The sequence below is a fragment of the Rhizobium freirei PRF 81 genome (assembly GCF_000359745.1).
GTDB classification, from domain to species: domain Bacteria; phylum Pseudomonadota; class Alphaproteobacteria; order Rhizobiales; family Rhizobiaceae; genus Rhizobium; species Rhizobium freirei.
In genome coordinates, this window is record NZ_AQHN01000062.1 from 1 (window position 1) to 12,209 (window position 12,209).

Here is a 12,209-nt window from a genome sequence, read left to right on the forward strand (position 1 = left end):
CTCGCCACCGGCATGAACGCCCGCCGTCGTCAGCGTGTAGCTGTATTTGCCATCCGCATCGATCGTCAGCGTGCCGTAGGAACCCTGGATCGTCGTCGTGCCGCTGGCACCGACCGTAACCGAGGCCCCCTTGGCATCTAGAACGCTGGTGATATGCGGAGTATCCGGATCGGCGAGCGTAATGCTGCCATGGGCCGTTACAGCCGATTCCGACGACGCTGTGCCGCCGGGAAGATTGGCCTCGGACAGTGCGGTCCCGTCGGCCGTGGCCGGCTGCGTCGTGCGGCCGTCCGTCACCGTGAAGGTCAGCGTCGTCGTCGACAAGGTGCCATTGGCATCCCTGACCGTATAGGTGAAGGTATCCGTGCCGCTCTCGTTCGGATTGGCATGATAGCTGTAGGAGCCATCCGCGCTCAGCGTCAGCGTTCCGAACGAGGTAGCGATCGCGCTGCCGACATGGCCGGACTGCGCTGCAGTCGTACTGCCTGCGGCAACGCCGACCACCTGAAGACCGCCGACCGTCGTCACATCATTGGAAAGCACACCATGCGCCGCATCCGATGAGATCGTCGCGCCGGACTTCACCGAACCGGTATCTGCCGTGGCATCCAGGGGCGCGACGGTCTGCTGGGTTTGATTGGCCTGGCCATTGCCCCGATTGTTCGTGCCCTGGGTTTCGTTTCCGCCGTTACCGTTGCCGGCCCCGCCGCCCGGGCCAAGGAGTCCAAGCAGGTTCAGCGGTGTGCGGGGATTTCCGGCCTGACTGTCCGTGAACTGGTGGCCGGAACTCGTACTATTGCCGGCGTGAACAGAACCATTAGGTCCTTCGGCGACGTTGACGCCCTGTTGCTGTAGGGCTGCGACGACAGCCTGCTGCGGCAGCGTGACTTCGCCGATCAGGAAGGTCGGAACATTCAGCGCGCCGTTGATGATGACGATGCGCGTGCCGTCGGCCTGAATGAGGACAAGGTTGCGCCCTTCGACGTGGATGTCGTCGATCGAGGTATTCGGCGGCAGATGGACGACATTGCCATTGTCCGGCACGATCTGGATCGGCTGACGGGCGCCGGCGTTTTGCGGCTCGTTGGCATTGGGGCGCGCCGTCTTGCCATTTGCCTGCTGCTCGGCGGCCTGTGCCATCTCGAACGCGGCGACATCAGCATTCTGCGACAACGGCAGCGGCCGATACGCATTGATCTCGGCTGCTAGACCCTCGCTCCGGTCGCTCGATGCGAAATCGTGCGCAACCGCTTCGTGGTCTACGGTCGAAATGCGTGAATCTTCCATAGGTATGGCTCCCGGTGTCTCGTAACGTGGCGCCAATCAATTACGGGAGCGGGGTGATTGCAATACTTCGTTAACCTCACAGATATAGCCGGTTATGCAAGATCGCAGAAATATTTACCCATGGTTAACTCAACCGACAAACAACTCCTTAAGTATACCGCTTGACTTTCCGCCAGTCGCCGTGTGCAAATGTGCCACTATAGGCTGTCGCAGCCTGCTTTTGAGAATCGGGAGTGAGTAGTGTCGTTTGCGATCAGCCTTTCGTTGGGCCTTTTTACTGAATGGCTACCGCGCAGACAGCATCAGCAAAGAGCAGGAAGTGCCGCTCTGATCCTCTGCGCCGGCCTTGCGGGCTGCCAGATGGATGGCAACGGCCTGGCCAGCAACATCAAGACGGACAATGTGAAAATGCCGTCTACCGCCATCGAGGAAACCTATGGCGGTGACAGCGGCACGGAAATCACGCTGCTGCTGCGCAAGGGCGCAGCAGGCCTCTACGAAGGTGCGGCCCGCGACGCGCGCGACGGCGCTGTTCTTGGCGTCGGCGAGCTCGGCAACAATCAGGTGCGGCTGCGCGTCAAGGATGTCGGCCCAGGTCTTACCGGCATCGCAGCGCTGGTCACGGCAGCGAAAGGCCGGAATGCCGCGCTGATCGTCAGCTATCTGCCGCCGGCCGAGACAGCGGCGATCGCCGCCATTCCCCCCGAACAGCGCCCGCCATTGCTCAACCTTGCGAGCACCATGACCTCGACCGGCAGCGATGTCTTTAACCTCGCCTCGGATGAAATCGACAGCGCGACCGAAGGCGTCAAGGCGGCCGGTCCCGGAGGTCACAAGAAGGTGTCGGCGCTGGTGCCTGCGGACTTTTCTCAATCCGACAGCACGAAGTTGGGCAACGCCCTCTGGAATAGCGGCAACACTTTCATGGGCCTTGGCCGTTATGGCGCAAGCGATCAGGCCGCCGATGTTCTTGCCAAAAACAGGCCGCTCATTCAGTCGGCCGAGATCGTGGTCATTCTCGGTAACACGCCGGAAGTCGGCGTGGTGACGAGTGCGGTGCGCAGCGCTGCCATTCCCGCCCAGGCGCTGGTTGGCACCAACAAGTGGCCGCAATCGGCCTATGCGACGCCGGCTGCGGCGGGCGCATTTATCGCCACGGACGACATGCAAAGCAGCGGGCTCATTGCCGAACGCTACCAGCGTCACTTCAACCACCCGCTGACGACCTACAGCGCCTATGGTTACGACGCCATGGCGATCGCCTCCGGCCTCATCCGTTCCCAGGGTCCGCAAGCCATCACCGCAGCCAATCTGAGGAACAAAGTCGGCTTCCGCGGCACGACCGGGCTCTTCCGCTTCAATTCCGCCGGCATGGTGGAGCGCAAAATGGTGATCAATGCGATCGACGGCGGCAAGCTGAAGGTTTCCGTGCAGCCCTCGCAATCGTTCTGAAGCAGGCCACGCACATCGGGCGTAGTACGCCCTTCGGAGCGCGCTGTCGCCGCTGCCGTTGCGCAGCCTTGGCGATTCCAGCCCAGGCCGGATCATTCCGGCACGCACGGTGACATCATCCTTAACACTTTCCCACTCAAGCGTGTAGAATTTTATACTTATTTTAGCGCTCGATTTATACTTAGATTACCCAGGTTTCCGAACGCCGTATTCAGACATATCGCGCATTATTCTCTCAACGTGGGAGAATTAAGCGCCAATGGAACGCAAGAACAAAAAAAATATACTTGCAGCAATTGCTGCAGCTTCCTTTGCCTTTGGTCTGGCGTCGCCGACCATCTGTCAGGCGGCAACCGGCGACACCATCCGCCCGGTTATCGAACTGCTTCAGAATCCGCTGGTCGATACGGCCATCGATCTCCTAGCGCCAACCGTCGGAAACGCGGCGAAGGCGATTGGCGGCGTCAACCTTGCTGCGCTGAACCGGAGCCTCGCCGTCGAGCCGGCGGGTCTTTCGCATAACGATACGGCCGCACTCCAGCCGGCACGTCCCGCCAAGCCGACCAACGCCCCGATGGGCGACTCGGTGTTCGGAACCGTTGCCATTCCCTTCAAGCATCTTGCGGCTCTCGACAACATGGCAGGCCCGCTCGCGGAGATCCGGTCCGGCAAGGCGCTCGATTGCGGCGCCGGTGGATGCAATGCAGCCACGGCCGCCGTCGCAGCAGCCGAGACAAAGATTGCCGGCGCTTCGATCCGCGACAAGATCAACACGATCAACTTCACCGTCAACCATGCCATCCGCTATGCCAGCGACATGGAAACCTATCATGTGACGGACTACTGGGCGAAGCCGAGCGAGGCCCTGTCGCACCAGCAGGGCGACTGTGAGGACTACGCCATCTTGAAGATGGCCGCCCTCTACGATGCGGGCGTCGATCTCGACCATATGGCTCTGGTCGTTCTCTTCGACCAGCAGCGGCATTTCTACCACGCCGTCCTGTCGGTTTCGGTCAACGGCAACAACCTCATCCTCGACAACATGCGCGACGAGGTCTTGTCCGACAAGCGCATCGCGGAATATCTGCCGCTCTATTCGATCGTCGCCGGCCGCGGCTACCTGCACGGCTCACGCGATCCTCATGCGCAAAAGATTGCCGCCGCAATGCCGCTCGGCAAGGTGGCTCCAGGCGAAGGCGAGATCCACTGATCGGGTTCGCCTTTTCGGCGTTCCTGGACAAACGCCAGACACAGCGAGATCGACGACATTCTCAATAAACGGAAATATAGCCTATCAGCATCGGCGCTTCGTGCGTCGGCGCCAGCGCCAGATTGATCTGGCCCGCCAGCGATTGCGAACCGAGGCCGATCTTGAAGCCGGTGTTCAACGTCTTGCCGCGATTGGCCGACAGGACGGAGAGCACTTCCTCGATCTGCGTGTCGATCGACAGGCGCAGCGTGCGCGCCGTCTGCTGGACATCGTCGATCAGCGGCAGGCGATGACGCAGCATCTTCAGGAAGGCATCGTTGAAGAGCTTGATGCCGCGCTCCTGCGTCAGCACCACCGCCGGCGTCGGCGACGCCTGAAGGACCGCATTGAGATTGGTCAGCGACGCCACGTCCTCGACGGCGTCGAGCCGGCTCAGCGCCCATTTGAAGCTCAACACACGCAACAATGAAGTGAGATTGCCGGTCTCAGGCATTTCGGCCGCCGCGTGGTAGACCAAGTCACCGATGCTGATGCCGCCAGCCTCCGACATCCGCCCGAGACCATCCCAATAGATCCGCTCCAGACGAATGCCGCGACGCTCGCCGCCGCCGGTCACGGCGCGGAAACGCGGCTCCATCTCATCTCCATCGACCGATGGCAAGGCTTCTTCACGGGCTACCATCGCGGCTTCGTCCTTCCCGGCTCCTTTGCGCATGGCCACCCTCACCGTTCCGTCAGCGCTTCGGAGCGCGCCTTGTTGATCGGCTTCATCAGGTAGGTCAGGATCGCCTTGCGCCCCGTTATGATCTCGGCCGAAGCCACCATGCCGGGGATGATCGGATAGCGCTTGCCGTCACGCTCCAGCTCCGACTTGTCGGTCTTGATGCGAACGAGGTAATAGGTCTCGTTCTTGTCCTTATCGACCAGACTGTCGGCGGAGACGTTGACGACCTTGCCGTCCAGCGCCCCGAAAATCGAGAAATCATAGGCCGAGATCTTGATGACCGCCGGCTGATCGGCGCGCACGAAGGCAACGTCGCGGGGCGAAATCTTCGCTTCGATCAGCAGGCTGTCGGCCGTCGGCACGACGCCGGCGATGACCTTGCCTGCCTCGACATAGGCGCCGATCGTATTGACCTCGAGCGTGTTGACGATGCCGTCGACCGGGGAGCGGATATCGGTGTGCTTTACTCGGTCCGATACCCCGCGGATCGTCTCGTCGACGACGGAGAGCTCGGCCAGCGCCTGCCCCTTGTCGGTCAATGCCTGCTGGCGCAGCTGCAGCCCGAGGTCGCCGACCTGCAGCGTCGCCTCCTTGACCGCAGCTTGCAGCCGATCCAGGCTTTCAACATAGACTTTGAGCTGACCTTGCAGATCGACCAGGTCCCGATGGACCTTTAGCACTTCCGTTTCGGCGACGAGTCTCTTCTCGCCCAGCGGCTTCAGCAGATCATAGTGCTTCTGAGCGCCGGCGATATTCTGCGTCAGGCGGTCCATGTTGGCATGGGCCTCATCCAGCTCGTTCTGGTGCTGTTTCAGACGCTGATTGAGAACATCGAGCTTGTTTTGATAGCTGGCGCGATCCGCCTCGAAGAGCTTTTCCTCGTTGTTGCAGACATCCTTGGCGGCGGCCAAAATCTCGGCGGGACAGACGAATTGTGCGTCGTAGTTGCCCACCTCTTCCAAGGCAAGACGCGCAACCTTGGCACCGAGGAACCGAGCCTTGGCCACCGATTCACCAAGTGTGGATTGCGTCATGGTATTGTCGAGCTGAACCAGAAGATCGCCCTTGTGGACGACCTGGCCAAGCATGACATTAATCTGCTGAACGATGCCCGGTTCGGACGATTGGACGATCTGCGTCTTCGATACCGGGATCACCTTGCCTTCACCGCGTGCGATCTCGTCGATGTCGGCCAAAGCCGCCCAGGCAATGAAGGCGGCAATCATCAAGGCGCACACGCCAAGAATCAGGCGGGCGAAGAGCGGCGGATTGTCTTGGATGTTATGGCGATGCATATTCATCATTACACCGCCTTGCGCTGCATCGCTTCGATGACGGCGTTTTTCGGCCCATCGGCAACGATCTTGCCCCTGTCGATGACGATCAGCCGGTCGACCAGCTCCAGCATGCTATAGCGATGGGTCGCCACCAGAAGCGTCGTTTCTGGACCGAAGGCATCCGTCAGCTTGTTGATCATGTGGCGTTCGCTCGCCAGGTCCATCGCCCCCGAGGGCTCATCGAGGAAGACGATCTTCGGCCGCGTCAGAAGAAGGCGGGCGATGGTCAATGCCTGCTTCTGGCCGTTCGACAGGTTTGCGCCGCGCTCGCCGACCGGCATGTCGAAACCGCGCGGGTGAACGGAGACGAACTCCTCGACGCCGGTCATGCGCGAGACGGCCAGCAGCTCCTCGTCGCTGGCATCGGCCCGGCCGAGCAGCAGATTTTCCTTCACTGTGCCGGAGAAAAGGTCCGACGACTGGCCGGCGACAGCCACGGCGGCGCGCACCTCGGCCATATGATACTGTCGGATATCGACGCCATCGATCAGAACGCGGCCATTGGTCGGCTGGAAAAGCCCGTCGAGCAGCCGGCCAAGCGTCGTCTTGCCCGAACCGATCCGGCCGATAATCCCGACCTTCTCGCCGGGGGCGACCGTGAAGGACAGCTGATTGATGACCGCCTGGTCGGAACCAGGATATTGGAAAGAAACGTTCTGAAAGCTGAATCCGCCGCTGCGGATCTGCCGGTTGACGAAGCCGACGGTCGACGGCCGGTCATCGGGCTGTTCCATGATCTTGTCGAGAATGCGCAGCGACATGGTGGCCTGGCGGAAACGCGCCAGTGTCATGGCGATCTGGCCAAGAGGCGCGCCGGCGCGGCTCGCCAGCATGACGGTGGCAACGATCGCGCCCATGGCAATTTTTCCATCGGCGAATTCATAGGTGCCCGCCACGACGATGAGCACGCTGACCATCTGCTGCAGCAGCATCGTCATGTTGATGGCATTCGACGAGATGTGCTTGATGTCCTCGCTGGTGCGGCTCGAATATTTCGTCAGCTCCTGCCAGCGGCGCAACATGGTCGCCTCGGCTCGCAGGCTCTTCAATGTCTCGATCGTCGAAATAGTCTCGACGAGCAGCGACTGGCGGCGCGACGCTTCATTCGCCGCAGTCGCCATGCGCTTGCCGATCTGCGCCTGGGCCACGAGGCCGATCACGACGGACAGAACGAAAGCGACAGCCGGAATAATCACCAGCCAGTCGGCGATCATATAGATGACGACCAGGAAGATGACGACGAAGAGGCTGTCGATCAAAATGCCGATGGTGTTCGACGTGAAGAATTCGCGCACGAATTCATATTGCGTTACGCGATTGGCATATTCGCCCGTCGACATCGGGCGGGATGCCAGCGTCGAATTCAGGATCTTGTCGAAGATCAGCTGCGACAAGCGCAAGTCCGCCTTGCGACCGGCATAGTCGATCAGCGACGCCCGGGCCGTCTTCAGCAGGAAATCGAAAAGATAGGCCAGCGAGATACCGGTGGTCAGCACCCAAAGCGTTGGAAACGCCTTGTTCGGCAGCACCCGGTCGTAAACGTTCATGGTGAAGAGCGGCGAGGCGAGCGCGATGATGTTGATAAACAGCGCCGCCAGCATGACGCGGGCATAGGTGCGCCAATAGGGCACCAGGGTCGTAGCGAGCCAGTGACGCTTTTCGATCTCCATCGCGTGGCCGACCCGCGCTTCTTCCGAAGCGTTTTGATAAAAGAGCGTGAAAGCGAAAGCGGATTGGGGATTGAGCGCGGCAAGCTCATCCCGCGTCAAACGGGCCGACATCCCGGCGACCGGTGCGATATCGGTGACGTAAGATCCGTTTTCAGCCACTTCGAGCAGTGGCAGCACGCTACCATCGGCAAAGGTAACGATGGCGGGGCAGTCGAAATTGCCCAGCCGGCAATCCCGTTCCTTGTGTTTCAGGACTTGCAGACCGACGCGCTCCGACAGCCGCTCGACGTCGTCCAGCTCCATGGCTTCGAGAATTTCGTCCGGAACGCCCGAAAACAGCACAGTATCCGAGTTCGGGCGACCGTAAAATGCAGCAACCACTTTGAATGCCGACTTGAAAGTCTGCAGCGGTACGCTCGCAGACACGTCAGGTGCTACGTTCAACATCAAGGTCTACCCAATTCGGATCGCAACGATTAACGAATCGGCTCGAGCAGATCGATCGGCAAGCCGGGCTTCTGGTGCGAGTCGTATTTGGTGTAACCGGGATCAGCCGTGTTCGACGAAACGGCGAACTGATCGCGGGCATAAGGCGTCGCCTGATCGACCGGCTTCAGTTTCATCGTCGACAACAGGCTGCCCGACGCTGCGAGGATCTTGTATTCGGCAAAGAGCGAAGCAACTTCCGCCGTCTTAGCCAAAATCTCGGTGTTGAAGCGGGTGTTCTGGGCATCCAGCAGATCGAGCAGCGAGCGCTGGCCGACCTTGAATTGCTCGCGGTAGGACGACACGAGCTGGGCGTTTGTCTTTTCCTGCCCGCCGAGGATACCCGCGAGCTGGGCCTGGTTGGTACGCTCGCTCCAGGCGGAACGGACAGATTCATCGACCTCGCGATAGGTCTGGCTCAGCGCAAAACGCTGTTCGGCTGAGCGCCGGACCAGTTCCTGCTGATGAGCGGTATCGATGCCGCCATGATAGAGGTTCCACTTGGCGACGACGCCGACCTGGACGTCACTGGTGTTACCCTTGTTACCGTCCACATCATCACCAATGCGGGCGCTGCCGACGAGGTCCAGCCTGGGCAGGAAGGCAGACTTGGAGCCGCGAACATCGGCATCAGCAGCGTTGACATCAGCCTTGGCCGAGGAAATCTGCGGATTGTTCTTTTGGGCAATGAAGACAGCGTCATCCAGCGTCTTCGGCAGGTAACGCGCCACGGAGGCTGGACGATTTGCTTTGCTGATCGGCTCGCCGACGACCTGAAGGAAGCGGATCTTCGTCGCATCGAGTTCCCGCTTGGCTTCCTGAAGGCGGGCATTGGCCGCCTGCAGGCGCTCACGGCCCTGATAACGGTCGGCATCGGTAAGGGCGCCGCCCTTGATGCTATCCTCGATGTTGCCGACCATCTGCTTGTGGAAGGCAACGTTCTTTTCCGCTGCCGCGACGATTTCCGTCTGCAGCAAGTATTCGAGATAATCCTGGGTTACTTCAAGCGCCAAGGCTTCCGAGCGCTGCTGGACGCGAAAGGATGCACCATCGACACGGGCTGCCTGCTTGTCCTTCTGTGCCTTGCGGTCGCCACCGTCAAACAACGTCTGCGTAATAGTCAAGCTCACATCGGCTGGGCTCAGGTAATCCCGGTTGCGGGTCAAAGCTCCCGACGTGGCGTCCGAAAGTCTACGGCGACCATATCCCGACTCCAGATCGACGGAAGGCAAGTAAAGCCCCCTTGCCTGGCGCAGCTGGAACTCGGTTGCCTCGCGGTTCTGCGCAGCCTGCATGATCTGCGGGTTAGTTTTCATTGTCTTGTCAATTGCCTGCTGCAATGTCATCGCGTAAGCAGCGCCACTAAACAAAGAACTGATGGCTACCGAAACTCCGATTGCCACAATCAATCGCTTTCCATAAACCAAAATGGCACCCCTTCCCCAACAACAATACTTATCTGACACGCTTTCTAAAGCTTATTCATCTATTAGGCTAGACGAACTCAGGTCAGCTTGCAAAGTAGATTCCGATTATTTTGGTGAAGCAGTTAATATCGCAAGCTGCAAGCCTTGCGGATAATAATCCGTTGACTATTTTTGGGCTTTTCACAGCTTCGGAGAGGGTGTTGCACAATTGCAAAACGCCTCCGATAACCATCTGATCCACGATGTCCGGAAGGTTAACCACCGAGTATCTCTGGATATATTCCAAAAAACTAAATAGTGCCTGGCAATGTAGGGATCAGCTCTTTACCTGTCGGTAAAACTGACCGGATGTGGTTCGTCCCGGGAAAGCGGCACAATTGTGGGTTATGCCGCAAAATCATCATCAACCACCATTGAGGCATGCAGGCTCTTCTCTTTCGGGAAAGGTCTTCCATGCTAAACGGCCGTCATTTTGAACGCTCGGTGATCCCGTCGTGCGTCGGTTGGGACCTGGCTTACGATCTCAGCCGGCGGGATTTGGAAGAGATGATGGTCGAGCGAGGTCGTTAGCCGCCGAAACCATGAGATTTTTGCGGGAATTACCCTTTAACATCAGCACGCTAAGATTTTAACGACCCGCGCGCGGCTTCCGCGGGCGCGGGTGACGAAACCCAGCTGGATCAGTGACGCAGGTGGTCCCAAACGATGGAGTGGGAGTAGGCGGTAGTTGATGAATTAAAGGGGGATTGTGCTGTGCAAAGCGGGCGGCATGATGCCAGCGATAGTTGTCGGGGTGAGAGTTGTGCTATCCTCTCTGGCCAGACAGAGATTTTTTTAAACCTGCTGTCGAATCTGAGGCAAGCGGCGCGTCTGTCCTGTGAGGTGCGGCATCGGGCAGCGCTTCTATCCGATGGGAGACAGATATGAAGTATGGGCTTTTCATTTACGAAGACGAATCCTTGTATGGACTTGATGAGGCCGGGCCCAAAATCCAGGAGATCGTCGGCAAGCATATGGCATTCAGTCAGGAGCTGGGCGAAGCCTGCACAGGCGGCGCCGGCCTCATGAGTACTGCTACCGCGACTACGGTTCGCAAGTCAGGCGGTAAGAAGACAGTGCACGACGGCCCATTTGCAGAAGCCAGAGAGCAGCTTGGCGGCTTCTATTTGATCGAAGCTGCTGACATCGACGAGGCGATCGAGATCGCCAAGAAGGTCCCAATACTGCAGGACGGCGCGATCGAGATTCGCCCGTTGGTCGGCGAGTGAACGGAGCGGCGCTCGATCGCGTATTTCGGGAGGCAAGCGGTCGCATCATCGCGGCCCTTGCTGCTCGGTTCCGCGACCTTGCCCTTGCCGAAGACGCATTCTCGGAAAGTTGTCTAAGAGCGGTTCGGGCCTGGCCCGTGCATGGCGTGCCAGGCGATCCGGCCGCTTGGCTCTATCGTGTTGGTGAACGTGTCGCGCTTGACACGGCGCGTCGAAGGCGCGTGCGCGCGCAAAATATCCCGGATCCGCCGGCAGCCGAGAAGAACGCTGAAGACACGATGATGGGCGATGCTTTTGTCATCCCAGACGAGCGCTTGCGCCTAATCTTCATCTGCTGTCATCCGGCGGTGGCGCCCGAGGCGCGGGCGGCGCTGACCCTGCGCCTCGTCTGCGGGCTCACGGTTACCGAGATTGCCCGTGCTTTCCTCATCCAGGAGGCCACCCTTGCACAGCGACTCGTACGTGCCAAGCACAAGATCGCAAAAGCTAAAGTGCCCTTCGCGCTTCCGCCGCGGGATTCCTGGCCCGAGCGGATGGAGGCGATTCTCTCTACACTCGAAATTGCCTATTCCAAAGCGCATGACGATGCCGGCGGCACTGGTTCACATACGGGATTTGCATCCGAAATACTGCGTCTCACGAAGCTTCTCATCGACCTCGTTCCTCACGCGGGCGAGGCTTTTGCCCTAGCGGCTCTAATCCGCTACGCCGAAGCGCGCCGGCCAGCTCGGGTGGACGGCGAAGGCGTCATCATTCCATTGGCGCAGCAGGATCCAGGACTTTGGCGCCGCGACTTGATCGCCGAGGCCGACACCTTGCTGCTCGAAGCAAGGGCACTTGCACCGGCAACTTCGCGCACATTACAGGCGCAATTGCAGTGTGCCTGGTGTACGCGGCGGAGTCTGAGCGAGCCTCCACCCTGGCCGGTCGTTCTATCGCTTTACGACCGGCTCCTGGAACTGCGCGACGATCCGGTCGTTAGACTGAACCGCGCGGTCGCGCTCACCGAGGTGGAAGGGGCTGCTATTGCGCTGCGCGAAGTCGAAGCGCTGGCGTCACCTTCACTTGAGAACTTTCTTCCCTATCACGCGGTGCGGGCCGATCTCCTCGCCCGCACCGGGCAACTTGACGCGGCGCGCGTCGCTTATAGCAAGGCCATCGCACTTGAGCCGAGCACGGCCGAGGGACGCTGGCTTAGGCGCAAGACAGCAATGCTGGGGCGAGCATGAGGGCGAACTGCAGTGTCGTCCATCGAGCCCTACGGGCGATAACGATGCCGGATTGCTTCATCGATCACCGCCCCCAATAGGCGCAGTTCGCGGAGGCCGGTCCGAACGCATTGGCTGAA

General features: G+C 59.8%; 9 protein-coding genes and 1 pseudogene. 5 read left to right on the top strand and 5 right to left on the bottom strand.

Annotation, left to right across the window (positions count from 1 at the left end; all coding sequences use genetic code 11):
* Positions 1 to 1,287, bottom strand: a 1,287-nt coding sequence (locus RHSP_RS16020) for an Ig-like domain-containing protein (RefSeq protein WP_037152393.1), incomplete at its 3' end; no start/stop codon positions are given.
* A gap of 360 nt (positions 1,288 to 1,647) precedes the next feature.
* Here RHSP_RS16020 and RHSP_RS16025 point away from each other — a divergent pair.
* Both RHSP_RS16025 and RHSP_RS16030 read left to right on the top strand, forming a co-directional pair.
* On the top strand, positions 1,648 to 2,739 hold the full coding sequence (locus RHSP_RS16025; RefSeq protein ID WP_157385355.1) for a type 1 periplasmic-binding domain-containing protein: 1,092 nt from the start codon (positions 1,648 to 1,650) through the stop codon (positions 2,737 to 2,739).
* A gap of 259 nt (positions 2,740 to 2,998) precedes the next feature.
* A complete protein-coding gene (locus RHSP_RS16030; protein WP_004119149.1) occupies positions 2,999 to 3,949 on the top strand; it encodes a transglutaminase-like cysteine peptidase in 951 nt (316 codons plus the stop codon).
* Between the two features lie 61 nt (positions 3,950 to 4,010).
* On the opposite strand, the gene RHSP_RS16035 is transcribed toward RHSP_RS16030, so the two are convergent.
* The 4 genes from RHSP_RS16035 to RHSP_RS16050 are packed head-to-tail and all read right to left on the bottom strand — an operon-like array spanning position 4,011 to position 9,512.
* On the bottom strand, positions 4,011 to 4,664 hold the full coding sequence (locus RHSP_RS16035) for a ribbon-helix-helix domain-containing protein (RefSeq protein WP_051074091.1): 654 nt from the start codon (positions 4,662 to 4,664) through the stop codon (positions 4,011 to 4,013).
* Between the two features lie 8 nt (positions 4,665 to 4,672).
* Positions 4,673 to 5,977 (bottom strand): HlyD family type I secretion periplasmic adaptor subunit, encoded by a 1,305-nt coding sequence (locus RHSP_RS16040; RefSeq protein WP_004119154.1) that lies wholly within the window; start codon positions 5,975 to 5,977, stop codon positions 4,673 to 4,675.
* Complete coding sequence (locus RHSP_RS16045) at positions 5,977 to 8,127, bottom strand: type I secretion system permease/ATPase (RefSeq protein ID WP_037152397.1); 2,151 nt, start codon at positions 8,125 to 8,127, stop codon at positions 5,977 to 5,979. The genes RHSP_RS16040 and RHSP_RS16045 overlap by 1 nt, the downstream gene beginning before the upstream one ends.
* Positions 8,128 to 8,156: 29 nt before the next feature.
* Positions 8,157 to 9,512 (bottom strand): TolC family outer membrane protein, encoded by a 1,356-nt coding sequence (locus RHSP_RS16050; RefSeq protein WP_037152400.1) that lies wholly within the window; start codon positions 9,510 to 9,512, stop codon positions 8,157 to 8,159.
* A gap of 534 nt (positions 9,513 to 10,046) precedes the next feature.
* Here RHSP_RS16050 and RHSP_RS35295 point away from each other — a divergent pair.
* From RHSP_RS35295 to RHSP_RS16060, 3 genes and pseudogenes are all read left to right on the top strand, one after another.
* Positions 10,047 to 10,157: pseudogene (locus tag RHSP_RS35295) on the top strand (IS6 family transposase); the annotation flags it as partial.
* A gap of 359 nt (positions 10,158 to 10,516) precedes the next feature.
* Positions 10,517 to 10,861 (top strand): YciI family protein, encoded by a 345-nt coding sequence (locus RHSP_RS16055; RefSeq protein WP_004119164.1) that lies wholly within the window; start codon positions 10,517 to 10,519, stop codon positions 10,859 to 10,861.
* The gene (locus RHSP_RS16060) at positions 10,858 to 12,090 is read left to right on the top strand and encodes an RNA polymerase sigma factor (protein WP_004119169.1); all 1,233 of its coding nucleotides are present in this window, start codon (positions 10,858 to 10,860) and stop codon (positions 12,088 to 12,090) included. Before RHSP_RS16055 ends, RHSP_RS16060 begins: the two co-directional genes overlap by 4 nt.
* Positions 12,091 to 12,209: the final 119 nt, after the last annotated feature.